This window comes from Pontibacter sp. T17 (genome assembly GCF_057219875.1).
The window spans coordinates 617,847-640,226 of sequence record NZ_JBXVVW010000002.1; the positions used below are offsets into that span (position 1 = coordinate 617,847).

The 22,380-nt window shown below is 49.5% G+C and carries 28 protein-coding genes and 1 pseudogene; 9 read left to right on the plus strand and 20 right to left on the minus strand.

Annotated elements, in window-relative coordinates; genetic code table 11:
• Window positions 1–2: 2 nt before the first annotated feature.
• From AC2D8O_RS10640 to AC2D8O_RS10735, 20 genes are all read right to left on the minus strand, one after another.
• Window positions 3–482, minus strand: coding sequence for a hypothetical protein (locus tag AC2D8O_RS10640; RefSeq protein ID WP_484678798.1), 480 nt, complete (start codon window positions 480–482; stop codon window positions 3–5).
• Window positions 479–667: a hypothetical protein gene (locus AC2D8O_RS10645; RefSeq protein ID WP_484678799.1), complete on the minus strand. Its 189-nt coding sequence runs from the start codon at window positions 665–667 to the stop codon at window positions 479–481. Before AC2D8O_RS10645 ends, AC2D8O_RS10640 begins: the two co-directional genes overlap by 4 nt.
• Entirely contained in the window at window positions 664–903 is a 240-nt protein-coding gene (locus tag AC2D8O_RS10650; RefSeq protein ID WP_484678800.1) for a hypothetical protein, read from the minus strand. The genes AC2D8O_RS10645 and AC2D8O_RS10650 overlap by 4 nt, the downstream gene beginning before the upstream one ends.
• Entirely contained in the window at window positions 900–1,541 is a 642-nt protein-coding gene (locus AC2D8O_RS10655) for a hypothetical protein (protein WP_484678801.1), read from the minus strand. The genes AC2D8O_RS10650 and AC2D8O_RS10655 overlap by 4 nt, the downstream gene beginning before the upstream one ends.
• 3 nt (window positions 1,542–1,544) lie before the next feature.
• Window positions 1,545–2,654 (minus strand): hypothetical protein, encoded by a 1,110-nt coding sequence (locus tag AC2D8O_RS10660; RefSeq protein WP_484678802.1) that lies wholly within the window; start codon window positions 2,652–2,654, stop codon window positions 1,545–1,547.
• On the minus strand, window positions 2,651–2,932 hold the full coding sequence (locus AC2D8O_RS10665; protein WP_484678803.1) for a hypothetical protein: 282 nt from the start codon (window positions 2,930–2,932) through the stop codon (window positions 2,651–2,653). Before AC2D8O_RS10665 ends, AC2D8O_RS10660 begins: the two co-directional genes overlap by 4 nt.
• Window positions 2,925–3,569 carry a glycoside hydrolase family 108 protein gene (locus AC2D8O_RS10670; RefSeq protein ID WP_484678804.1) on the minus strand — a complete coding sequence of 215 codons (645 nt, stop codon included), beginning with the start codon at window positions 3,567–3,569 and terminating at the stop codon, window positions 2,925–2,927. The genes AC2D8O_RS10665 and AC2D8O_RS10670 overlap by 8 nt, the downstream gene beginning before the upstream one ends.
• A 1-nt stretch (window position 3,570) precedes the next feature.
• Window positions 3,571–4,497, minus strand: a complete 927-nt coding sequence (locus AC2D8O_RS10675; protein WP_484678805.1) for a hypothetical protein — start codon at window positions 4,495–4,497, stop codon at window positions 3,571–3,573.
• Window positions 4,498–4,504: 7 nt separating this feature from the next.
• Window positions 4,505–5,209: a hypothetical protein gene (locus AC2D8O_RS10680; protein WP_484678806.1), complete on the minus strand. Its 705-nt coding sequence runs from the start codon at window positions 5,207–5,209 to the stop codon at window positions 4,505–4,507.
• Between the two features lie 4 nt (window positions 5,210–5,213).
• Complete coding sequence (locus tag AC2D8O_RS10685) at window positions 5,214–5,660, minus strand: hypothetical protein (protein ID WP_484678807.1); 447 nt, start codon at window positions 5,658–5,660, stop codon at window positions 5,214–5,216.
• 70 nt (window positions 5,661–5,730) lie between these two features.
• The gene (locus AC2D8O_RS10690) at window positions 5,731–6,462 is read right to left on the minus strand and encodes a hypothetical protein (RefSeq protein WP_484678808.1); all 732 of its coding nucleotides are present in this window, start codon (window positions 6,460–6,462) and stop codon (window positions 5,731–5,733) included.
• Between the two features lie 45 nt (window positions 6,463–6,507).
• On the minus strand, window positions 6,508–6,921 hold the full coding sequence (locus AC2D8O_RS10695; protein WP_484678809.1) for a hypothetical protein: 414 nt from the start codon (window positions 6,919–6,921) through the stop codon (window positions 6,508–6,510).
• 56 nt (window positions 6,922–6,977) lie between these two features.
• Complete coding sequence (locus tag AC2D8O_RS10700) at window positions 6,978–7,223, minus strand: hypothetical protein (protein ID WP_484678810.1); 246 nt, start codon at window positions 7,221–7,223, stop codon at window positions 6,978–6,980.
• A gap of 27 nt (window positions 7,224–7,250) precedes the next feature.
• Entirely contained in the window at window positions 7,251–8,750 is a 1,500-nt protein-coding gene (locus tag AC2D8O_RS10705) for a transglutaminase domain-containing protein (protein ID WP_484678811.1), read from the minus strand.
• Window positions 8,731–9,258: a hypothetical protein gene (locus AC2D8O_RS10710; RefSeq protein WP_484678812.1), complete on the minus strand. Its 528-nt coding sequence runs from the start codon at window positions 9,256–9,258 to the stop codon at window positions 8,731–8,733. The genes AC2D8O_RS10705 and AC2D8O_RS10710 overlap by 20 nt, the downstream gene beginning before the upstream one ends.
• Before the next feature lie 70 nt (window positions 9,259–9,328).
• The gene (locus tag AC2D8O_RS10715; protein WP_484678813.1) at window positions 9,329–12,439 is read right to left on the minus strand and encodes a metallophosphoesterase; all 3,111 of its coding nucleotides are present in this window, start codon (window positions 12,437–12,439) and stop codon (window positions 9,329–9,331) included.
• A 125-nt stretch (window positions 12,440–12,564) separates the two neighbouring features.
• Window positions 12,565–12,861: a hypothetical protein gene (locus tag AC2D8O_RS10720; protein ID WP_484678814.1), complete on the minus strand. Its 297-nt coding sequence runs from the start codon at window positions 12,859–12,861 to the stop codon at window positions 12,565–12,567.
• Window positions 12,858–13,079 (minus strand): hypothetical protein, encoded by a 222-nt coding sequence (locus AC2D8O_RS10725; RefSeq protein ID WP_484678815.1) that lies wholly within the window; start codon window positions 13,077–13,079, stop codon window positions 12,858–12,860. The genes AC2D8O_RS10720 and AC2D8O_RS10725 overlap by 4 nt, the downstream gene beginning before the upstream one ends.
• The gene (locus tag AC2D8O_RS10730) at window positions 13,066–13,233 is read right to left on the minus strand and encodes a hypothetical protein (RefSeq protein WP_484678816.1); all 168 of its coding nucleotides are present in this window, start codon (window positions 13,231–13,233) and stop codon (window positions 13,066–13,068) included. Before AC2D8O_RS10730 ends, AC2D8O_RS10725 begins: the two co-directional genes overlap by 14 nt.
• On the minus strand, window positions 13,230–13,466 hold the full coding sequence (locus tag AC2D8O_RS10735; protein WP_484678817.1) for a hypothetical protein: 237 nt from the start codon (window positions 13,464–13,466) through the stop codon (window positions 13,230–13,232). The genes AC2D8O_RS10730 and AC2D8O_RS10735 overlap by 4 nt, the downstream gene beginning before the upstream one ends.
• A 765-nt stretch (window positions 13,467–14,231) precedes the next feature.
• Between AC2D8O_RS10735 and AC2D8O_RS10740 the strand changes: the two genes are divergently transcribed.
• The 9 genes and pseudogenes from AC2D8O_RS10740 to AC2D8O_RS10780 all read left to right on the plus strand — a co-directional run bounded on the left by AC2D8O_RS10740 (window position 14,232) and on the right by AC2D8O_RS10780 (window position 22,361).
• Window positions 14,232–14,906, plus strand: coding sequence for an XRE family transcriptional regulator (locus AC2D8O_RS10740; RefSeq protein WP_484678818.1), 675 nt, complete (start codon window positions 14,232–14,234; stop codon window positions 14,904–14,906).
• 91 nt (window positions 14,907–14,997) lie between these two features.
• Complete coding sequence (locus AC2D8O_RS10745) at window positions 14,998–15,891, plus strand: hypothetical protein (RefSeq protein WP_484678819.1); 894 nt, start codon at window positions 14,998–15,000, stop codon at window positions 15,889–15,891.
• A 63-nt stretch (window positions 15,892–15,954) separates the two neighbouring features.
• Window positions 15,955–16,380: pseudogene (locus AC2D8O_RS10750) on the plus strand (helix-turn-helix domain-containing protein); the annotation flags it as partial.
• 9 nt (window positions 16,381–16,389) lie between these two features.
• Window positions 16,390–16,866: a S24 family peptidase gene (locus AC2D8O_RS10755; protein WP_484679314.1), complete on the plus strand. Its 477-nt coding sequence runs from the start codon at window positions 16,390–16,392 to the stop codon at window positions 16,864–16,866.
• Window positions 16,867–17,013: 147 nt separating this feature from the next.
• Complete coding sequence (locus AC2D8O_RS10760) at window positions 17,014–18,888, plus strand: KAP family P-loop NTPase fold protein (RefSeq protein WP_484678820.1); 1,875 nt, start codon at window positions 17,014–17,016, stop codon at window positions 18,886–18,888.
• 4 nt (window positions 18,889–18,892) lie between these two features.
• Entirely contained in the window at window positions 18,893–19,630 is a 738-nt protein-coding gene (locus tag AC2D8O_RS10765; protein WP_484678821.1) for a hypothetical protein, read from the plus strand.
• The gene (gene qatC / locus AC2D8O_RS10770) at window positions 19,623–21,011 is read left to right on the plus strand and encodes a Qat anti-phage system QueC-like protein QatC (RefSeq protein ID WP_484678822.1); all 1,389 of its coding nucleotides are present in this window, start codon (window positions 19,623–19,625) and stop codon (window positions 21,009–21,011) included. Before AC2D8O_RS10765 ends, qatC begins: the two co-directional genes overlap by 8 nt.
• Complete coding sequence (locus AC2D8O_RS10775) at window positions 20,995–21,729, plus strand: TatD family hydrolase (protein WP_484678823.1); 735 nt, start codon at window positions 20,995–20,997, stop codon at window positions 21,727–21,729. Before qatC ends, AC2D8O_RS10775 begins: the two co-directional genes overlap by 17 nt.
• Before the next feature lie 134 nt (window positions 21,730–21,863).
• A complete protein-coding gene (locus AC2D8O_RS10780; RefSeq protein WP_484678824.1) occupies window positions 21,864–22,361 on the plus strand; it encodes a BsuBI/PstI family type II restriction endonuclease in 498 nt (165 codons plus the stop codon).
• The last annotated feature ends 19 nt before the right edge of the window (window positions 22,362–22,380 follow it).

The window sequence follows — 22,380 nt, forward strand, 5'->3', positions numbered from 1 at the left end:
AGTTATCGTTTCAACAGAAGGGCACCGGCGCCGCCCACTGCGGCACCGATCAGGATTGGCTTTGCGCTCTTGCCTAGTGTGCGCCGCAGCCGTCCAAACCACTTCAGGCGCTTCACCTCCACCCGCCCGGCGCTGTCTATGCGCACCTGGGCAAAGTCTTCGGGAAGCGGATACCGGCTCACCGTCCACTGGCCAGCCGTGTCAAGCGTTGCAATCTCCACCCCGCGCACGGGGTCCAGCGTCACGTGGTGCAGCAGCCGGGGCGCCTGCTCCAGCTGCTTCCGTTTCGCGGGCTCTTTCTTTCGGGGGACAACGACCACGCGGGGCGTTTCCTCCTGAACGATCGGCGCAGGCGGCACATACACCGGCGGGCGCAGCGTGTCGGGCCGCACCACCGGGCCGGTAACTGGGGGCTGCACGCTGCACCAGCACACGCTCAGCAGCACCAGCACCCCTACCGTCAGCAGCAGCCAGCGTATCATCGGGCGTCAGCGCTTGCGATGAGTCCCAGCCCGGCGGCCACCTCCAGCACCTGCATGGCAGTGAGCTGGTGGGTCAGCGCCTGGTACACGGCAATGCCGAACACCACCGCCCCGGCCAGCGTCGTGGCCGGATTTTCCAAGGCACGCGCATAGAGCCGTTTCAGTGTAGTTTTCAGTCGCTTCATCGTCTGACAGAGGGTTGAGGTACGGTCAGGGCTTCGAGGGTAGAGATGCGGCGCTCGTGCTCCTTCAGGATCGTGCGCAGCTCGGTGCCCGAACTGGCGGCCTCCAGGCGAATCATCTTCACCTCATCGGCCAGCAGGCGCGTCTGCGCGTAGAAGTCCTTGAGGAACCACGCGACGGTGGCCAGCAGCGCCACAATGCACCAGGCGGCCACACGGAGGGTCAGGTCTTTGGTCATGATTTCGAGAGATAGGGAGTGAAAGGCATTGTGTCGTAGCCGCCCTGGTCCAGGGCAGCTTTCAGGGCGGGCAGGCGGTCGGGCCGCACAAAGGCGCCGCCTTCGGTGCCGTGCAGCGAAGCCTCCAGCCGCAGGCGCTGCTCGTAGGTGTACACCGGCTCGATGGTCAGGGGCTTCTTTGCGTTCGGGGCGGGTGGCACGGGTGTCAGCGCCACCAGGTAGCCCAGCACCACCTTGGGCGGTGTACTGTAGCCGGTGCGTTGGCTGTAGGCGTCAATCCGGCTCACGTCTATGCCCTGCCCCTGCGCCATCAGTTTGATGTTGCGCAGGTTATCGCCCCAGAAGTATTCCTCAAAGCCCATCGGGGGCTGCGCTGCTTCCATTGGATAGGGCTCCAGCAGGGTGTTGCCCTCCAGCGGCACAAAGTGGCGGATGGGCAGGGGCGCTTCGGGCAGGCGCTCCAGATCACCCGGCTCGGCAGGCGCCGCCGGATGCACCAGAATGTACAGGCGGCCCTCGTAGTCGCGCATCGGCGCACCGGACCACCGGGTGCAGCTGGGTTCAACCTGCTGGTGAATCTGGGTGAAGACGGCGTTCAGCGCATCGTATTCTTCCAGCGTCTGGCAAAGGCGGTACATACGTCAGTAGGGTTTGAAGTACTGGCCGAAGGTGGCGGTGTTCTCCAGCAGGTAGCGGTTCACACGGTCGCAGAGGATCGACGGGTCGTTCAGCCCGCCGCACCAGGGGCTCACGTCCACTCCCAGGTTCAGCACGCACATGTACACCAGGTTCACGTTCGCGTGGTTGTTCAGGGTGTTGGTCAGGCGGCAGCGCCCCAGCGAGAAAGGCCGGTCGAAGGTGGCGTAAGGATCTGGCGGCAGCTTGGCCTCGCCGGGGGGCACAAGCCCACCGCCGCCGGTACTGGTGGCCAGCGTGCCACCCATCGGCCAGAGCCGGTTTCGGCCAATCATGTACGGGGGCTGCAGAAAGGCATTCTCGCCCTGCTTGGTCAGCATTCCCGCGTATCCAGCAAAGCTCAGCGCGTTGCCGTTGTTATAGATGTTGTGGGCGTTGGTGGCGTGACTGCCGCCGTAGTAGCGGATAGAAATGGCGTTTGTCCCGCCGCCGCTGTTGAGCAGCAGTAGGCCGTAAGGGCTACCCGTGTTGGAGCTGCCTACGTCCGTAACGAAGTCCTCAAAGGTGGCCAGCCCCTGCTGCTGCCCGGAGGTGCCCGAAAGGAAATTGTTCACCCCGAAGAAGAAGGCCATGCTGCCCGTCAGGCCCGTCACCGGGTCGGGCGTGCCGTCTTCCAGCTGCGTCTGCATCCAGTTCGTTTGGGCAACCCCGGTGCGGACATAGCTGGAGTAAAACGGGCTGACGTCCTGGTCGGTCGGAATGAGCCGGAAACGCTTCGTGGGGTCCAGCTGGCGCAGCACCTTCTGGTTGGCCGACTGGTCGAACCACTCTGCCACCATCTTCTGCCCGGCCACCGGCTCCACAATCGTCATCTGGTTCTCCACCGCGTAGTAGAGGCCCTTACAGACACTCGCAGGCAGCAGCGCCGGGTTCAGCGGCAGGTCGGCCACGATGGACCGATATGGCAGCAGCTCCGGGGCGATACGCGGGTCGCCGGTCGAGAAGTCCAGCGGCGCCTTGCCGTCCAGAATGGCCGTCAGGTCCACGTCGCCGCGCAGCAGGCTGCCACCTACGCGCACCGACGAAACGCCCGGCCTGGGGATGCGGATACTCATGCGCCCTCCACCCGTTGATAGGTAATCACCAGATTCAGCGGCGAGGAGTCTATGCTCTTCACCCCGAACGTGCCCACCAGCTGGCCAATGCCCTGCTGAAACTGCGGTGCATCGATTGTCAGGCTGTCGCCCGGCGGAATGGGCAGGCCACCGTCGAACATGGCGGTTACCGTCCCGGCGTTGTACAGGTTCAGCGACACGGCGCTGCCGTAGTCCTGAATCGTGCTGGCCTCGCCATAGACGCGGCGCACGGTCGTCTGCACGCGGATCTTATTCACGTGCCCCTCCTTTCGGAGAGGTACCAGAGCCCCGCGACGAGGAGGCCGAGGGCGAGCCAGTCCCCTTTTTTTTTGCCAGCGCAAACACCTCCTCCACCCGGCGCGTCCAGCCCCGGATGAAGTCCGAGGCGCCGCTCACGTTCTGCAGGAAGCGGAGCCGCGCCTGGTAGAGCGCCGTTGCCAGCGCCTCCCCGTTCACGCGGTTCACTGCCGCCAGCGTCTGCGGCCCCATTGCACCGTCCACGGCCAGCGTCTGGCCAAACTGCTGGTTCAGCACACGCTGGAGCACGCTCACGGCATTGCCCGGCCCGCTACCCCATGCGAAGTCTGCCAGCTGGTTGGCTACGCCCTGGTGCAGGATGCGGTCGCCCAGCACCGAATCCCAGAAGCCCATCTTGAAGATGGCCGTCCAGGTGGTGAGGGGCATGGCCGAAAACAGCGGTTCCGTAGCCTCATAGCCCACCCGCGCCGCCAGCCCCACAAACGTCTTCCAGGTAACGCCCCGGTTGGTGTGGTAGCCGTACCGGTCGAAGAAGGCTTTGGTGTCCGGGTCGCGCAGGGCCAGGTCGCGGACGTTGCCGCTCTTGCCGCCTTCGTGTTTCAGCACCAGCGGAACGAGTATGCGGTAATCTGCCATGTCATTTCAGGAGTTTGGGGAGAATGAAGATGCCGCCGCCTACCAGCACCAGCATGCCCAGCGCATCGCCGACGCCGCTCAGCAGGCCGCCCTGGCTCTTGGAAGCCTGTTCGGTGGCCGCCTGCACAAACTGCCGGAAGCGGCCCTTGGCCTCCTGCGGCAGCTGGTTATACAGGAAGGTGTAGTCGTCCATCAGCTGCACGTTGTCGGCCTTGGCTTCGCCGAAGAGCGAGCGCCAGAGCACCGAGCCCAGGTACACCACCCCGGCGGCAGTGAGGGCGCCCACGGCCAGCGTACCGGCCCAGCCCAGCGGCGCCAGCAGGGGCAGAAACCCCACACGGGCACCACTGATACCGATGAGCTTCTTGAACTCCTCCCACAGCCCGGAGGTAATGCGGGAAAGGTTGTCGAAGATGCCGCTGTTGGCCATGGACTGCTGGCGGGCGTTGTACCGGCTGGCCAGCGATTCCGTCCGCTGGCTCACGGTACTGTACCGGCTCGCGGGCACGCCCTGCGCCTGAAGCTGCTGCACCAGGTAGCGGTTCAGGTTCAGCTGCTGGTAATTCAGCTGGTCCATCTCCACGGCCTCCAGCATGGCTTTCAGGTTGGCGGCCTCGCTTTCGGGCAGCACGGCCAGCGCCGCCGATCGCTGCACTGCCACCTGCGTCAGGGGCACGTAGCGCGGCTTGGTGTAGTTCAGCTGCGCCAGAAACGCCTGCCCGGCGCTGTTGCGCACCAGCCCTTTGAACGTGCCCAGGTACCGCCCCTTCTCCGGGACGGTAGTGCGGGCGTCGCTCTGGTTGGGGCCTTCCCACACCTGCGCCACCACCGCATCGGTACGGGTGTAGAGCAGCATCCCAGGCCGCAGAATGCGCTCGGCCAGGGCTGCCGTGGTCAGGTTCAGGCTTTGGGCTGGGGTCAGGTCCATAGTGGGGTTAGAGCTTGAGGAAACCGAGCAGGGTATTCAGCTGGGCCTCGTCCATCGCAGAAAGCGCTTCCATTGCCTTCACGGCCCGCTCGCCCAGCTTCTGGGTCAGGATGGCCGTGGCGTGGGTCAGGCGGTCGGCCTGGTCTTCGGTCAGGTTCACCTCCAGCCCGCCCTCTACCTGGGTGCTGGGGCCAGAGACAGCCGGAGCGCCTGGCGCCGCGAACGGAATGCCCATGCCCTGGGCAAGGCCCGCAATCACAGGCAGCCATTCGGTCATGCCGCTGGGCTTGTTCTTCAGCTCCTCCAGCTCCTTCTTCAGCTCGCGGATCTCCCGCTCCTTTTCCTGTTCCAGAAAGCGGCGTTCCATCTTCGCCATGCGTTCCATCAGCAGGGTGTTCTGGGTCAGGGTGTCGCGCAGCAGGTCGCTATCTTCTTCCTCGTATTCGGGGGCGGCGCCAGCAACGGCAGCGCCCTCGCCGGGGATGCGCAGCTTCCAGGTGACGGCGCTCTTGTGGCCGTTCTTCTCCCGCCATGCACGCACAGTGTATTCGCCGGGCGGAAAGTTTTCGGCCTCCTGGGCGAAGAACTCCGACGCCTTGGTCTCGGAATAGTCTGGGTCGTAGTCGGCGATACGGTTCGCCGAGTGCAGGATCGAGAGATAACGGTAGCCGCCCTCTTCAATCTTTCGGACAATCAGTTCGGCGCTGAACATCGCTTTAGCAGGCTTTGGAGGGTTTGCGGTAGAAGAACAGGAAGGGCAGGTAGCGGCCCGCCTGTGTCAGGTTGTTGGGAGAGGCGAAGCGCACCTTGCAGCGGGTGAAGTCCAGCTGCAGGGGTTCGGGAAACCACACAGGCGAAATGCCCGACGGGTTGTTCTCGCGGATCAGCGTCTTCAGGTGCAGGTCCTGTATCACCTCCTCCTGTTCGGAGTACAGCGTCAGGTACATGTTGTCCAGGTCGGCTGCCGCGACGGTCAGTTTGCCGTTGGGCGTGTAGAAAGTGCCATAGTCGCCCGGCGCCAGCATCAGGCCCACAATCAGGTTCTTCGAGAGAAACGAGTCGTTCTCGAAGACAAACTCCTTTTCGTTGGCACTGATACCGCACTCCAGGTTGACCGCCTTGCACAGCGAGCCCAGGGGCAGGTTGGGGATAGGGAAGTTCATGGCAGGGCGTGGGGGTTACGCAAAGGGCCAGGCAGCGCCAGTAGCACCGCCCGGCCTTCTTGCGGCATTCTTACAGGCCGTACTCGGCTTTGAAGATCTTCTCGCGGTTGCGTGCAGCGCCCGCCAGGCGGAAGCCGTGGGCATAGAGCACCACACGGTTGTCGTGCGTGGCATTGGTTTCCTGAATGTCCAGGCCCTTGATGGCCGGGATCTTCAGCGTCCACTTGTTGTCCGAGTCACCGAAGAGGATGATGCGGGGCTCCACGGCCTGGAGACCAAAGCCGTACTGGAACTCCGAGTCCTGCTTGGCGTACTTCACCTCGGCAGGGGCTGCCGACAGGTAGGCCGCCACCACTTCGCCGCGCTGCTGCGCAGGCACGTGCTTGAAGGCCAGCGCCGGGTAGCTGGAGTAAAACTCCCGCTGGTTCGAGCTGAAGGTCAGCTTGCCTTCGTAGAGGGCGTTCAGGTGGTCCACGTTGTACGTGCCGCCGGTGAAGATGCCCTGGTTTACGTAGGTCTGGAGGCCGCCGATGGCTACCTCGTCGGTGCGCTGGCAGCGCTTGAGCATCAGCCCTACCTGGGTGATGACGAAGGCGTCCTGCTGGCTCAGCAGCTGGTCGAAGAGCGCCGACGCTTTCTTGTCGTTGAGGGCGAACTCGTAGTTCGTCACGTTGTCCTCCAGCACGAGCTCCTCGCGCAGGTACGACTCCGTGATGGAAGTCACAAAAGACTTGTACTTCCCGTTGAGGTCCATCAGGATCTGACGGTTACGGGCCACGTCGCCCGGAAGAAAAGCTTGCATGGCTTTAGGGGGAATTGCAGTGAGAGAATGGGGAGGAAGGGGCGCTTAGTGGCCGTCGGCCATGCCGGGGCCGAATACGCCGGTGGCCTCGGTCTGCGGGTCCATCAGGCCCGACACAGCCGTCTCGGCGGTCGAGTCAATCAGCGGCAGCACCTGCGGCCCCGGCAGAGCGTAGGGCGCACGGCCTATGCCCAGGATGCCGCCCGTGAAGCCCTGCACCAGCCGGAAGCCTGCGTAGGCAATCATGCCATAGCCTGCGTAGCTCACCAGCTCGTTACGGTTCTTCGACAGGAAGACACCCACAGCCGCCGGGAGCAGCGGGCGCAGTTTCTCCGGCACCACGTTGGCCACGGCAGGCATACTCAGCACCTTGGTTTCGAGCATTGCAGCACCGGCTGCGCCCAGGGCAAGGCCACCCGCCTTGGGCAGCAGCTTGCGGAAGTTGATCTTGGTTGCCATAAGGCGGGGGGTAGAAGGTTAGGTTGATCGGTGTGGTATCGTTACGGCTGCGGCGCTCAGCGACGGCGCCGCCGGGTCGTTTTCTTCGCTTTCTTCTTCGCGGTCGTGGTCTTGGCCTTCAGCTTCTTGGAGGTCGTGGCCAGCACCGTCTTCGCAGCGCGGGATACTTTGGCCTTCGCCTCCTGCAGCTTGGCGTTGTTGTCGCGCACCACCTCCCGCACGCGGGACTGGTAGTTCTTCAGCGTCGTGGCCGAAGCGCCTGCCTTGGGCGCCTTCGGAATCTTTCGCAGGGTTACACTCATGTCAGTAGGAAATCAGGGTTGGGGGAATCAGCTGGCCAGTGCGAGAAGGGCCGGAATGGCCAGCGCCAGCAGGCCGCCATTCCCGGCAGGTTCGGCACCGGGCGTCTGCGTGCCCGGCTGGGGGTTCGTCGGTGTCGGCTGCCCACTGCCGCCGGGGGTCTGGGCCGCCTGCTGCGCCTGCACCTGGGCATACCACGCGAAGGCCTGGTTCAGTTCGGCCCGCAGCTGCGCCAGCGGCACCTGGTTGTCCGCAGCCATGCCCACCATGCTGGCCAGGAAGGCAGGCAGGTAATACCGCAGGTCCTGGTCGCGCGAGAGCTCGTAGTGCTTCGGCAGTTGGGCGTCGAAATACTCCCGCTTGGCCTTCCAGGCTGGGAGGTCGCTGCGCAGCAGGGCCAGCAGCACCGCTTCGTAGGCCGGAATGTTCAGCCCGGCGAAGTACTGCTTCGCCATCTCGAAGCGCCCGTTACTGGTGGCGTTCCACCGCGCCGACTTCTGGATTTGCGCCCGGCGGTCGTCTCCACCCGTGGGCGGGTTGTTGCGGAAATACAGGATGGCCTGGTCGGCAGGGTCGTGCAGCCACAGCAGGCAGACCATGCTCTCCTTGTAGCGCTCCTCCACTTCTTCGCTGAAGGGGCCGGGGCCGAAAAGACTGTCCAGGCCCAGAGCGCTGCCAATGCCTTTCAGCGTGTCCCACACCTTTCCGGCCACTTCTGCCACCGTACCCGCAGCCGTAGCCACGGAAATGGGGTCGAAGCCTACCGCCGGAGGGCCGAAGGCCGCCTGTACGGCCAGCCGCACCTGCGCCACATCCTGCACCTGCCGCGTATTGATCGCGCGTTCCATCGTGGCCAGCACCGCCAGCACTTTCTGCGTATTTGCGCCGAAGGCCTGCGGCGAAGCCAGCACCGTGGCACGGGCTTTCTGCACTTCTTTCAGCAGCTGACGCTGAAGGTCGGCCACCTGCCCTATCGAGGGCGACATCTGCGGGCACCGGACGCCCGGACCCGCCAGCGAGGCAATCGTCGTTGTGTTCATATCAAGGGTCCGGCTTGCGGGTTGTTCCTCATTGAAGCCGTCCAGACAGGCGTCCAGCACGTAGCGCCGCCCGCCCAGCATCGCCACCACGTACACGTGCTGGAAATCCGGCTTCTCGTATTGTGCGAAGCGGAAGACGTGCGGAATCCCCAGATTCCGCAGCACCGCCGCGATCAGGATCGAATAGCTCTTGCAGTCACCGTAGCCGTCGTGCAGCGTCCGCGCCGGGCGCTTCACCATCTGCCGGTCCATCGGGTCGGCGATGTAGCGCACCGTCTGCCGCGTCATCGCCCAGATGGCCTTCAGCGCATCTTCCCGCTCCAGGCCCTGGAACAGCTGCGCCAGTCCGGCCACTTCCTGCCAGCTCTCCTGGTAGGTGCGCAGAATCTCGCGCATGATGGCCTCCGTGCCGCCCCTGTACTGGCGCATCACTACCCCCTTCGGTGGGGGCACCAGCCGCCGCACCTGTTCAGGAGTCAATGCCTGCATAGTTCAGACAGTTGGGGAGAAGCGAAGACGAATTGCTGCACGTGGGCTCTCCGGCGGCAATGCCTGCCGGTTTCGTCAGCAGGGGATTGGGCAGGTTCAGCGTCAGGCGCACCGGCACGCTCACAGTGCCCATCTGCACCGTGCCGTCGGCCACCAGCTCCAGCACGCCGCTGTTGAAGCCTTCCAGCAGGGCGCCCACCTGGGCGGTGAGAATGGCCAGCTGAATGGCAAAGACTTTCGTGCCGGGTGTCAGGGTCAGGGGCTCGGTCAGGCGGAACTCGCCCACCTGGGCGTTGGTCGCTTTCAGGCGCAGCAGGCCGTAGAAGCCTGTCAGCTGGAAGCTTTGGGCCGTGGGATTCACGGCTTCCACCTGCACCGTTGCGTTGATGCGCTCCAGCGTAACCGCGCCAAAGGCAGCCGCTTTCGGGCGAAACTCAATCCGCCCGAAGTTGCTGCCCGCTCGCGAAAGCAGGAGAAAAGCGCCGATACCGATAGCCACGAGTAGCATAGGGGCAAGTTTCCCCTACTCCCGCGCGGGCGTGTCGCATATTGTCGTGCTTATTAAAATTTCCTAAAAACTAGCGCTCTTCACTACCCCTAGCATTCATAAGTCGCTTTCTTTCTTTGTACTTGTTAATTGTTTCCGACTTTAATGCACCACCTCTTCCAAAATTAGTCAAATCAGCTATTAAATTTAGTATATTATTTTCCGATTCGCCCGAAAAATCTCTAAAAAAGTAATACATAATACTCTTAATCGCCGCCTGCTCCCTGAATTTAGAGCTAGTAAAAGCACGCCCACCTTTAATAAGGTAAGTATCCCAATCTGCGCCGCGCAAATCAATATACACAAATAATGCAATAAACTTTGCAAAATCATTAACATTATCGGCAAATAAAATTGTATCCAAATATTGCTTTAATATGGCAGTCAACTTCTTAGTGCCAACTTCAGAAAATAAAAATAGCTGCGCCAATATCGGCAGCATATTAACCGAATTCTCAGCATTAAGAACCATTACATCAGGCGCAGTATATCTATTTTTTTCAATCCATTGACAAGTAAACTGACGATATATTAAAGCAAAAAATATATTATATTTAATCAATTTATCATAACTATTATATTTCAAATCACGGCTTGCGATTTCTTCACTATTCTTGAGCACATTAGATGCTATCTTCAACACACGAAATAGCTTCTCCATGACTCCAATATTAGCACTAACTTTTTTCACCTTCTTTCTAGAATCACTAATAGCATCCAATTGCATATTTAATACACTCTCAATTTCAGATTCAGTAGGCTTAGTAATGCTTATTTCATCAACAATATTAGCCGAATTGGGTGTATCAAACAAGCTATCACCTCCAAAATACAAATCAATACTACTATAATCAACATCACCAAAATATTCATTATATATTGATTCCAATTGACCCATCACAAAATCAAAGACTCTAATATCTCCTCTATGCTTGCCAGTATAATAATCTAATTCTTTATCAAAATAATAAAAGTTTTCCGGACTTAGCACTTCTTCTTTAAAAGCAGCATCATTCTCTATTTTGAGCATTATGAAATACTCGAAAAAGCAATCGAATCGAAAACTGACAAAGCCCTCAAAATTAACTAGCAAACCAGTAATTAGAAGGTCGTCAAGAATTATCTCTGGGTTGAAATCCCACCCCCTGTCATTAAAATATTTAGAAATAAAATTGATCAATTCAATTCTTGAAAACTCATTATAATCACCCTTATTTTTGTACATCTGGAAAGCTATTTCGGTAAGTAGATTTATATTATTTCTAAAATCGAACCTAGAAGAGTATCTTTGTGACTTTGAGCGCTTACCTAGAGATTTCTCAATAAAATTTTCAACCATAGTTGAATTATTAATTGGCGTATAATCTTCTTGTTTCTCAATAATCCAAAAATACATTGAAATCGCAAGTGGATTGCTTGGTATATTAAGAGTCTTAAATGTAGCAACAAGCTTATTTACAAAAACTTTATCATCATCTTTGTTGAACCATTTTTGAGCAAGCTGCCTAATTTGTTTAATTTTGAATTTGGAAAGATAATAACTTTCAGCGTTAGCAAAAGGAACGTGACCAAAAATTGCAGAAACATATTCTTTTTCAAATTTTGTTGTAAAAGTACACACAATCCTAACAGACGGATATTGGGCACAAAATTCGTTAACTCTATTAAGAATTAACTCACTCTCGTCACTTAAAGAAATATCATCAACTAAAAGAGTAATATTACCACTTAATAATAATGACCTAATAATTGAATTACTAAGTAACGCCTTTTTCCTTATAATATCATAAACGCTATCTTCTTTATCAAAATCTCTTTTTTCAATTAACACCGGGACAGATTTATTATCAGACTCTAATATATCTATACAGATTTTATATAATAGAGTAGATTTGCCAGATTCTTTTACGCCAAAAATAAGTGAGTTATGTACGCTCTTCACAATCGCATCGACATCACAAGGCCTATACTTTTCTTCTCTATTCGGATCATCAATTTCTATGCATGGCGCAACGAATATTTTATCAAAATCTTTAGGCGCAATTGAATCAGTAGAATTTGAAAGAATCCTTGAATCAAAATGCAATTTATAGGCATCTTTCAGCCTACTCTTTATTGACTGAACCTCTTTTAATTTATTACTCTCTGAATCGCCAGGATACATAAACGTATACACACCGTTATCATCTCCATAATCCAAATCCCTGACAAAACAATCTCTTGTATCGCTAAATCTCCATGTGATCTGCTCTATTGATTTTGGCTCTAGATTAAGTTGTAACATAACCAGCCTTTGCTTATACTCAATACTATCAACTTTTCTATTTCCAACTGAAAAACTCGGCACAACGAGCTTAACACAGCTACCAGCAATACTAGACATTATTTCAAAATGCGTGTTGTGTGTATGCCCAAAGCAAACTAAATCAAAATTCTTCTTTACAAATAACTCAACACTTCCCTTATTATATGCAGACATAAATTCAAATGCATAGTGAGTAATAAGTATCTTAAAAGCACAAGATTTCAACAGGCTCAAAGCTTTTTGCAGACATGCCTCAGGTATTACAATTCTTCCGTTATCATCTAGTTCATGATGATAACGCCATGAATTATTAATGGAAACAATACCAACACTCAAATCTTTAAAATTAAAGATTTTAACGTCTATCAAATCGTCAATAATATATGCATCAGCTGAATTATAAAAATTTTTCTTAAACTCATTAAATGATTTAATTCCTTCAATTATACTAATCTCTTTCTCATAAAACTGATCCAAAATATTGTTACCATGCAACTTACTTTCAAGTCCTTCCAAAGTATATTTACTAGCTGGATGGCTAACGATATCATGATTTCCACATGTTAAAATAAAGCCAGTTTCTGGAAATAGTTTTCTAAGAAAATAACCAGCTTGTTGGAATTCATTTACCGCATCCTTCCCATATCCGCCACGATCGATAATATCTCCATTAACAATCACAAAATCAATATTAGCTAGTACAGGGTCAGTTCCCCTTAGTTTTGTAAGGCTCTGATGTATATCATCGTAGTAGCTTGCCTTATCACTTGAAAAGTGAATATCAGAAATGCACAAAATTTTCATCATATCGGGGATCAATCTCTTGCCAAGTAACATTAACACGGACTAATATGCAAGTACATCTTATCATCATATGTCGAAAAAGACTCATACTGCACACAATACATTGATTATCAATCAGTAAGTGGCGGATTTTTATATAAGCCTGAACTGTAAGCCAACTAATAATCTACCAAGCCTTTCTCATACTGGCTGCCACACTTGCGCAGACAGGCATCCACTTCGGCCAGTAGCTGGCGGTCGTGCAGGCGCTGTTTCAGCCGGTCCAGATCGCCGTAGAGTTCCACCAGCTGGTTCCGCAGCTCGATGTTGTGCTCGGCCAGCCGGGCAATGTCGCGGCGGCGTTCCCGCTCCACCGCCGACACCCGTTTGCTCTGCCAGCGGATGAACTGGAGCACCGCCACACAGAGCCCCGCTCCCAGCGGCGCCGATACCAGCAGCAGTGTTTCGGGCGTCATACGGGCCTCCCTTCTTCCTTCACTTCCTCAAAGGCCACGTCCTGGGCCACAGCATCCCACCGATTGGCGGCAGACACCCGGCGCGACGGCGGCACCGGCTTCGGCAGGGGCTGAGGCGTCAGCGTCTCCTGCTCCCGGCTCTCTTCGATGGCCCGCAGCAGGTGCAGCCCGGCAAAGCCTACCAGCAGCGCACCCAGCCCAATTTCACCGAGACGCATGGCGGTCCTCCTTTCCGTTCAGGGCCTCGCTCAGTTCGCGCTTCCGCCGGGCTTCCTTGCGGTCCAGCCAGCGGCCATAGAGCATGGCTCCCACCACCGCCGCCGCAGGCGACAGGCAGAAAGCCGTAAAAAATAGATAGTCGATAACGGTCACAGATACCTCCGTTGTTGGGGGATGTCGAAGAGAAAGGGTTGCGAGCCGCTGAGGATTTCGCGGCAGTTCTGCTCGGTGGCAGTGTCTCCGGTGGTCACTTCATAGACCACCACATCGGCGGGCGCCAGCTCTTCCATCCACTTGTAGTAGCAGGCCAGCGCTTCTTTCTTGTTGGGGAAGTTTTGCCAGCGCTGCCGCTGGTTGCACACCACCCGGTAGGCTACGGCGCTCATGGTTTAAGGAAAATGAGAGTAGAGTACACGGCAGCAATAGTGGATAGCGTCCCGTTCACGGACACGGCGCCTCCAGACTGCCACCTATCAATAAGTATCAGTCGCCCACTAGGCTGCGCCCGTAGAATCACTTGGTGAGGCGCCAGCTTCAAGAGCCATTCCCTGAAGCATTGTGTTGCTTCCTCCAGGCTGTAGAAGTCTCGCTTGTTCCCCAGCGTTGGGCATTCGACCAGATAGGGCTTCAGAAGCGCTACTGGCTTTATTGGAGCTGCGGGCTTAATTGGAATGGCTTTCGCCTCGTCCGTAACTACTGGCTTCGTCTTCTCTCGAATGCGCAGGTAAAGAGAGAAGGCACCCCAGTAAAGGGCCGTCACACCCGTAAGGCTGTACACAACCATATCCCAAGGCGTCATACTCATGGGTGGCCCTCCTGATTCGGGTCGTTGGTCAACATCGCTATCGTGGTTTGTGGTGAATACCCTACAAGCAGACAAGCCCGGCGCCACTGAGGGCCGGGCCTGTGCTGGTGCGTGCATCGGCGGGGAGCAGAGCGTTAGAAACACGCGCTACCAGTTCAACACTGCTCCACATCCCCCCGCCGATGCAGGCGAGTTGATTAGCTTGTACCGTGAACTGGGTCTTCATAAGCGGCGCGTGTTATGAAGGCAATAATCACCCATTAGCTTCATTTTAGAAAGCCATAAGCTCTTACAATATCAACATAGTGGTGATTATTTCTCGCCCTAGGGTTGATTTCTTTGAATCGTGGACAAGAAATCAATCTCGGATGTGCTACGCTCGCTACGAGCGAAATCCCGCTACTCCCAGGCGGATGTCGCTGCGTATCTGGATCTTGTCACAAACGCATACTGGAAGATTGAAACCGGCCAAACAGAGCTTAAGGTGGATGTGCTCATGAAGCTGGCCGAGTTCTATGGGATACCAGCAACAGAGTTTCTCGCGATGCTTCAAGATGGCTCAACAGAGAGGATAAAATTCGCCAAAAGCGAATTACCATCTGGAACCCGCCTGCTTCCCTTTGCGTCAGTCCGTGCGCAGGCGGGCTTTGTTGATGCGTTCATCCCTCAAGACCAGATGCAGCATTGGGAGAAGGTCGCAATCCCAGACGCTGACGATCTCCCCAAGGATTCCTTCGCAATTGAGGTAAAAGGCGACAGCATGATCCCGAAGATCATGCCGCGTGATACGGTGGTGGTCTCTCCAATTGACCCCAGCCGGTGGCCCGAGCTGGTGAGTGGCCAGCTGTACCTGATATGCTACGACGAAACGATAACCGTAAAGCGGGTGCGCAACCGCATCAACCAGTCGGAAGCCCTTGAGCTGGTGAGTGAGAACCCCAACTATGAACCGATGTCGGTACCTGCACAGAAGATTCGGCAGGTCTTCAAGGTCCACCGCATCATCTCACGGGTGGATTGAAAGTGCCGCACACTTAAACAAAGTGACCTCCAACTACCCTCACCATTACCGATAATAGAGGTCATACATTTAAAACTAACAGACATAACCAATGGCACTCCTCAGCTTTTTTACCCAGATGCTAAGTCAAGCAGGAACTATGCTGGCCACTGTTTTCTCCGGCCATTGGATTCAAAGAATGAACCATAAATTCAATGCGCAAAATGCAGTTATTGAAAAGAATACCTCAACAAATTCAGATATCATTTTACTACACAAGTTCCTAAAAGAAATAGAAAAAAGCATGGCGTATTTAACAAACACGCAAAACGAAGAGTATGAGATAAAAAAATTGATACAAGTAAAGAAAATTGAATATTATGGAGAAAAAGTAAAATCTAATCTAATTACAATAAAAATCGACCTGGACTACATCAAAAGAACAGACAGCATACTGTATATAAAGCTAAATAATTTAGAGGAAAGGATTAGCAAAATATTTGATAATCTAAACATTGCATATGAAGTATTTTGGAAATCCGGGCCACAAGAAGTAGCATCAGATATTATTTTTCTGGGTCACAGTCTATCCATAAAAAGCATCATAAAACTACTCGAAAAGGCAATAAATGAAATCGCAAAATCACAAAGCAACTTAAATCAAACCAATATCAAAAATTATCTAACATCAGGGTTGATTGAAGATGAAGATGATACTGAAAATCAAAATCAAGTACTAATACGTCTTAAAAAAATAATCGAGTATAATCAAAAAATAATAATACAAGACGAAGATTTGATTAATTTATATTCAAAATTAAACAGCAATCATACATTATATAATATGCTAAAAGAGTCCCTTAGAAACGCCAAATATCAGGAACTACCAAGAATCTATATAAATTGCTACATGGAAGCAATAAAGTATAAAGAATTTCAGGATTTCGCCAATAATGAGATAAATATTTTAACAGATAAATATAATCAGAGTTTGCTTAAAAATTAACTTACCGACTAGATTACGTTTCACCCCATAAACATTATGGTGATCTAATCAGCTAATAAGAAGATGGCAAATCCTTCCCCTACCCAGGATCACGTCCTGCGGCGCATACGCGAGAAGTTTAGGTTCAGCCAAGGAGACATAGCCACCTATCTGGACATGACGCAGGCTAATTACCAGCGCATTGAGTCAGGTAAGACTATCCTATCCTTCGAGGTTCTCTGTAAGCTGGCCGAGTTATACGGGATAAGTGTAAGTGACATCGCGGGCATGGTCAGCACCAATGACGAAGACTATCATCCTGATAACAATAGCAGCCGACTACAAGGTCAGGCCGAAGCTTTGAGGCGCCTACGCACAATGCGCGGGAAAACTCAGCAACAGATCGCTGACGAGCTGGGTATCACTCTGCGCTCGTACTCGGATATAGAAAGAGGTATTACGCAGCTCAGCCATCAGAGAGCATCACAGCTGGCAAGTATTTACCAACTATCCGAGGATATGATCTGGAGAGCAATAAACGCCGAAAGAGTCTCATGGAAAAACAATATACCAGCTACCACTCACCTGCTTCCCTATGCCTCTATTCAGGCTCAGGCCGGATTTCAGGATACTATCATCCCACAGGACACAATCGACAACTGGGAGCGCATTGCAGTGCATGACGCGCTGGGCTTCCCTGACGATGCCTTCGCAATAGAGGTTATCGGAGACAGCATGACGCCCCGAATACAGCCCCGCGACCAGATTGTCGTATCCCCGGTTGACCCTGGCAAGTGGGCAGACCTCCCTACCGGCAAGATCTATCTCGTATGCTTCGGCTATAGCCTGGTGGTAAAGCGTATCCGCAACCGTATCCACACAGCTGGAGAGGTGGACCTTATCAGCGACAACAACCTCTACGAGCCACAGACTATCCCGCTGAAGTCTCTACGACAGGTTTTCAAGGTCCACATGATACTTTCCCGCCTCGATTGAGGCCCTTCTGGCCCTCAGTAGTGCCGTCTGCCCCTCACTATAACCCGATTTTCCCTCCGTAGGGTGTGATTTGCCGACGTTAGAAACTTGACAAACAACAAATGAATCCGTAGCATTACATACTAATCAGGCCGAAGAATCAAGAACATGTGGACTGACGCAGAAACAACCACTGACTTACTAGGATACTCAGTTCACAGTGAGCTGCTATTAGATCTTGTCCTTGATGATAGTATCTTGCCAGTAACTATAGGTATTCATGGTGATTGGGGGAGCGGTAAAACTAGCATACTTCGTATGCTGCAAAAAACATTGACAAATAAAGATTTACATGATAACCCTGAAAAAAAGAAAAAAATAGAAAATGTAGCTTGTATTTATTTTAATGGTTGGTTGTTTGAAGGATATGACGATGCAAAATCCGCGCTATTAAGCTCGATATTAGCAGAACTAGAACAAAATAAGAAAATAACAACCTTAGGAAAAGAATTAATTAAAAAATTAATTGGAAAAGTAAATTGGATGCGAATAGCAAAAAATGCATCACAGCATTATTTACTACCAGTAATATCAGCCTATTTAACTGGAGATCCCGGATTTATGAGCATTATACAAAGCACATTCACCGGAAAAAAGACCAAAGAAATACTCGACAAAACTTCAACGGGGGATTTAATTAACCCTAGCAATAATTCATCCGAAAGTATAAATATTAGAAATTTCAGAGAACAATTTGAAGAACTAATTAAAGTTAGCAATATCGAAAAATTAGTAATAATTATAGATGACCTAGACAGATGTTCACCAAAACGAATAATTGAAAATTTAGAAGCGATTAAATTATTTTTAAGTGTGAATAATACAGCCTTTATTATCGGAGCAGATTCAAGAATAATAAAACATGCTGTACATGAGTTATACAACTCAACTGAATTAATCGATAATACTTACCTGATAACAGAGTACTTAGAAAAAGTAATACAAATACCCTATCATTTACCAGTTCTTTCACCAGCAGAAGTTGATACATACGTAACTCTTTTATTTTGTCATCTTGATTGTAATCCAGAGGATTTCACATTAATATATAATGATTATCATGATAAGATAAAAAAAGGAGAGGAAAATACATATGGCTACAATGATATTAAAAAGATTGTAAAAAATATACCACCAGGACTAGCTGAAAAATTATTCTTTCTGAATTCTTCGATTCAGATTATTACCGAGGGCCTAAAAGGGAATCCAAGACAGATAAAAAGGTTCTTGAATTCATTCCTATTGAGAAAAAAAATGGCAAAAATAGCAAAAGTTAAAGGAATTGATGATGCAGTTCTTCTAAAATTAATGATGCTGGAATATTTTCATACTGAACATTATAAAGAACTATTTGAATTGCAGCAAAGTCAAAATGGCAAACCTGTAGAGTTGGTTAGTTTGGAGGAAGAATCGTCAAATAAAAATATAAAGCAAAGCCAAAAGAAAAATAAGTTACGTAACGATTGGGATCAACCCTTAATAAAATCGTGGCTTAAGATTGAGCCAAAATTACAAGATATTGAACTACAGAATTACTATTGGCTTTCAAGAGATAAACTTGCATCTTCGGTTTCAAATCTTAAATTAATATCTACGGAAATCCGTGATCTGTTCAAATTAATAACAGAAAAGGAATTAGATGACCATAAGAAAAATATTAGCTCAAAAGTCAAAAAATTAAATGAGGCTGAAATAGAATTACTATTCAAATTAATGTCTGATACCGCAAATTCAGAAGAAAGGGTTAATAAATATCTAGAGGTATTAGCTATTTTAGCATTAGATGGTTTGCCTCAATCTATACAGTACATAGAAAGAATACTATCTAAGTCAAACCTCACTTTAATTTCCGCATCCACCGTAATAAGACTACAAACAGTAGTGCATATGAATAAGCCTCAAAGTGTCGAAGTAATTCTGAATTCACTTGACGAGATTAGAAAATTAAATAATCAAGCAAGCGAAGCTCTAAATAATAACTGAAGAAATGGGAACATCTGCAAGCTATACCGCACCAACCACTGCAAATTGGCCTTCTTATAAAAGAAGCGTCACAATCGCAATTTCCACTGGGAACGAAGGAAGCACTGAGGAAAAATACTATCGAGTCATCAAAAAATACTTAATAGCCTCAGGAACAAAAAGTGTAGCTAAAGGAAAAACCAATAGTAATTTAGGCGGCTTGTATGGAGAAATACTTAACACTGCATTAAACAACATTGCTATTTTAGCAGAAGAATTAGAAAATAATTCGCTAAGTAAATATGAAGAGCTATTTAGTGGCAGCTCTATTTCCGAAATTAAAAATAAAATGATAACAATGCTTTGTGGTGATGGAGGAGTTATTGATGAAGGAGATGCAAGAATAGCTATGGATGATTTATTAATAAGCATTCTAAAAGATGCGGCCAGCCCCCAAAAAGTAAGAGAGATAATGACCGAAACCATGAGCGTAAGCAAATTAACAGAATTTATCCTTAAATTTATCGGTAAGTATCTTTTTAATCAGATAAGTCGTCACAGCTATGAAGAGATAGTTCAAAAAACCAGTATAAATGATGCTGAAAAGTTTTGTTTAAACTTAAGGAAAGTAATCGATGCATCAATAGACGATTATTTAGCTAAGAAAGCTGATAAATTAAAGAAAACTAAAACCATTCATGATATAATAAAACAGGTGAGGATCAAAATCAAAAAAATCTTTAAGCTCGACAACAATGTTTAAGGCAACAATCACAACCGGTCAAAATGGCCATAACCAAATTACTCTGAATAGTAATGGAGAAGCAAAATCCATTGCGTTCAAAGACAAAGATGGGAATTTAGTTTATTTCCATGACAACTCAAGAATTAACAGCAAAATAATAACTGATTTTCTAACAATTAGTATCATAACTTATTTTATTGATCGCACTGTATTAAGGAAAAATGCGCCAGATAACTGGACAAGAGATTTAAGAGTTTCTTTTCCTGTTTCAGATATCAATGTCTGGCTACCACAAAAAAATAAACTCGAAAAATGCCTTAGGTTTTTAACTGGCGATATTTGGGAAATTAGTTTTCACAAAAGTGAAATTCAAATACTTGATAAAGAAGTAAACTCACTTACTAATAATACACAATTTACACACGTGTCTCTTTTCTCAGGAGGTCTTGATTCATTCATTGGAGCAATAAATACACTTGAAGAAAGCAAATCAAACAAAGTTTTACTAGTCGGGCATAGAGACAATGCTGGAAGCAATGGTGTTGGCCAAGACCAATTAGAATGTTTTACTGAGCTCAAAAAAAAATATAACCGAAATACTAATGAAAGGGTAAAATTGATTCAGACTATAGCAGGTATTAAAAGACAAAAAAGTAGTGATCAAAATAAACAAAAATATGAGGGTACTTTTCGTAGTAGATCAATAATCTTTATCGGGCTAGGGCTCGTTATAGCTCATGGCGTAGGAGAGAACGTTGCACTCTTAATACCCGAAAATGGAAGTATTGCAATTAACGCACCATTAACACCATCTAGAGGTGGATCATGCAGTACGAGAACTGTACATCCATACTATATAGAAATGCTAAATGAAATACTAGGATCCGTGGGAATACAGAACAAGATCATAAACCCACTAAAAGGTAAAACTAAAGGCGAATCCGTCAGCGAATGTGCCAATCAGGATATGATGGTAAAATATTACAAAAAAACAAACTCCTGCGCAAAAAGAGGTCATAACGCTATTTGGCGCAATAGAACGGCCTCGCATTGTGGCAAATGCATGCCATGTATTTATAGAAGAGCTGCATTACATAGAATTAATAAAGATATCGGAAGAGAATATGGCTTTGACTTTTGTAAAGGTGAAGTCAGTCTTACTGAAAGAAAAAAGTTTGCAAATGACTTTAAGGCATGTATTTCTGCTTTACGTAGCAGAAACAATATGGAATACTTCAAAAGAAGGATAATTGGAACAGGAGAAATAGGTAATAATAGTTTAGAAGAACAGTCATCAATTTTTATGCGAGCGCTAGATGAAATTGCAGTCCTAATAAACAAAAAAGGAGAAGATTGGCTGAAAGAAATAATAAAACTACCAGATGGTAAATCTAATTGATGGGCATTGCCATATAGACCAGTATGCTAATCCATTAGCAATATTAGATTTATGTGAAAGGAATAAAATTGTTACAATTGCAGTTAGTAATCTTCCTAGTCTATATCAGCAAGGACTACCTTTTATTTCAAAATTTCACTATACCAAGCCAGCAATTGGGCTACATCCTCTTCTTGCGAACTACCATTCAACTAAAGAGCTTAATATTTTCGAAAAAATAATTACCGAAACATACTATATAGGTGAAGTAGGCTTAGATTTCTCATCAATCGGAAATATTAGTAAAAATAAACAGATAGAAACATTTAAATTTGTATTAAACATACTAAAAAACTTTCCACAACGGTATATAACAATACACTCAAGAGGCGCAGAAACCCAAGTACTTGACTTATTGATAAAATATAATATAAAATCTACTATCTTTCACTGGTACTCAGGACCTGAACATTTAGTACCTGAGATTATAAGAGCCGGAAATTTTTTCTCAATTAATATCAAAATGCTAAAATCGAAAAAAGGAAGATCAATTATAAGTTTAATTCCATCTAGTAATATATTAGCGGAATCAGATGGACCATTTATAAAAATTGGCCAACGTATAATTATGCCAACGGATTGTTTTAGCATAATTAATGAATTATCCGAAATTTACAATATATCTCCTGATAAACTTAATCAAATGACGAATAAATTGTTACAAAAAATACTAGGGTAATAAGTTTGTATTGATCCGCCTCTTACATAATCGTATTGTAAATTGATTGATGCAAGGCTTACAAATTAGCCCTGAAGGAGGTCAAGAGCCTGGCGCTGCAATATCAGAAGCAGCTGGAGCTGCAAAAGGTACCAGTGCGGCTATTCAACGGCCAAGAGATACTCCTCTCACCAGGCAGCCACAACAAGCTTCATGCCGCGGTTATACACGAGTTCGCCCCACGTTTCGCCAAACCCAAAGCCGTTCTACTTTACATGGGCGATACGGCGAGTAGCCGGGCAGAAGGTGGCAAGCAGCTGATTTTCGAAGAAGAGAAACTCCGGGCACTGGGAGTTAGCGAAGGCTTCTTTGTGAAGATGCCCGACATCATCATCCTGGAGGAAGAAAGAAACTGGCTCTTCCTTATAGAAGCCGTAACGAGCCACGGCCCAGTATCTCCCAAGCGATGGACCGAGTTGGAAGAGCTGCTCCAGCACGCAACCGCAGGCCGCGTTTACGTGACTGCCTTCCTTGACTTCAAGACTTTTGTCAAGTACTCGAAAGACATCGCCTGGGATACCGAAGTATGGATAGCTGAATCACCAGACCATATGATCCACTTCAATGGGGATCGGTTCTTGGGGCCGAGATGAGTTGTTAAAATACAAATTA

What these genes read in the sequence shown, in the direction of transcription:
- AC2D8O_RS10640 (WP_484678798.1), bottom strand. Translation starts at nt 482, where the DNA reads ATGATACGCTGGCTGCTGCTGACGGTAGGGGTGCTGGTGCTGCTGAGC.
- AC2D8O_RS10645 (WP_484678799.1), bottom strand. Translation starts at nt 667, where the DNA reads ATGAAGCGACTGAAAACTACACTGAAACGGCTCTATGCGCGTGCCTTG.
- AC2D8O_RS10650 (WP_484678800.1), bottom strand. Translation starts at nt 903, where the DNA reads ATGACCAAAGACCTGACCCTCCGTGTGGCCGCCTGGTGCATTGTGGCG.
- AC2D8O_RS10655 (WP_484678801.1), bottom strand. Translation starts at nt 1,541, where the DNA reads ATGTACCGCCTTTGCCAGACGCTGGAAGAATACGATGCGCTGAACGCC.
- AC2D8O_RS10660 (WP_484678802.1), bottom strand. Translation starts at nt 2,654, where the DNA reads ATGAGTATCCGCATCCCCAGGCCGGGCGTTTCGTCGGTGCGCGTAGGT.
- AC2D8O_RS10670 (WP_484678804.1), bottom strand. Translation starts at nt 3,569, where the DNA reads ATGGCAGATTACCGCATACTCGTTCCGCTGGTGCTGAAACACGAAGGC.
- AC2D8O_RS10675 (WP_484678805.1), bottom strand. Translation starts at nt 4,497, where the DNA reads ATGGACCTGACCCCAGCCCAAAGCCTGAACCTGACCACGGCAGCCCTG.
- AC2D8O_RS10680 (WP_484678806.1), bottom strand. Translation starts at nt 5,209, where the DNA reads ATGTTCAGCGCCGAACTGATTGTCCGAAAGATTGAAGAGGGCGGCTAC.
- AC2D8O_RS10685 (WP_484678807.1), bottom strand. Translation starts at nt 5,660, where the DNA reads ATGAACTTCCCTATCCCCAACCTGCCCCTGGGCTCGCTGTGCAAGGCG.
- AC2D8O_RS10690 (WP_484678808.1), bottom strand. Translation starts at nt 6,462, where the DNA reads ATGCAAGCTTTTCTTCCGGGCGACGTGGCCCGTAACCGTCAGATCCTG.
- AC2D8O_RS10695 (WP_484678809.1), bottom strand. Translation starts at nt 6,921, where the DNA reads ATGGCAACCAAGATCAACTTCCGCAAGCTGCTGCCCAAGGCGGGTGGC.
- AC2D8O_RS10700 (WP_484678810.1), bottom strand. Translation starts at nt 7,223, where the DNA reads ATGAGTGTAACCCTGCGAAAGATTCCGAAGGCGCCCAAGGCAGGCGCT.
- AC2D8O_RS10705 (WP_484678811.1), bottom strand. Translation starts at nt 8,750, where the DNA reads ATGCAGGCATTGACTCCTGAACAGGTGCGGCGGCTGGTGCCCCCACCG.
- AC2D8O_RS10710 (WP_484678812.1), bottom strand. Translation starts at nt 9,258, where the DNA reads ATGCTACTCGTGGCTATCGGTATCGGCGCTTTTCTCCTGCTTTCGCGA.
- AC2D8O_RS10715 (WP_484678813.1), bottom strand. Translation starts at nt 12,439, where the DNA reads ATGTTACTTGGCAAGAGATTGATCCCCGATATGATGAAAATTTTGTGC.
- AC2D8O_RS10720 (WP_484678814.1), bottom strand. Translation starts at nt 12,861, where the DNA reads ATGACGCCCGAAACACTGCTGCTGGTATCGGCGCCGCTGGGAGCGGGG.
- AC2D8O_RS10725 (WP_484678815.1), bottom strand. Translation starts at nt 13,079, where the DNA reads ATGCGTCTCGGTGAAATTGGGCTGGGTGCGCTGCTGGTAGGCTTTGCC.
- AC2D8O_RS10735 (WP_484678817.1), bottom strand. Translation starts at nt 13,466, where the DNA reads ATGAGCGCCGTAGCCTACCGGGTGGTGTGCAACCAGCGGCAGCGCTGG.
- AC2D8O_RS10745 (WP_484678819.1), top strand. Translation starts at nt 14,998, where the DNA reads ATGGCACTCCTCAGCTTTTTTACCCAGATGCTAAGTCAAGCAGGAACT.
- AC2D8O_RS10755 (WP_484679314.1), top strand. Translation starts at nt 16,390, where the DNA reads ATGATCTGGAGAGCAATAAACGCCGAAAGAGTCTCATGGAAAAACAAT.
- AC2D8O_RS10760 (WP_484678820.1), top strand. Translation starts at nt 17,014, where the DNA reads ATGTGGACTGACGCAGAAACAACCACTGACTTACTAGGATACTCAGTT.
- AC2D8O_RS10765 (WP_484678821.1), top strand. Translation starts at nt 18,893, where the DNA reads ATGGGAACATCTGCAAGCTATACCGCACCAACCACTGCAAATTGGCCT.
- qatC (WP_484678822.1), top strand. Translation starts at nt 19,623, where the DNA reads ATGTTTAAGGCAACAATCACAACCGGTCAAAATGGCCATAACCAAATT.
- AC2D8O_RS10775 (WP_484678823.1), top strand. Translation starts at nt 20,995, where the DNA reads ATGGTAAATCTAATTGATGGGCATTGCCATATAGACCAGTATGCTAAT.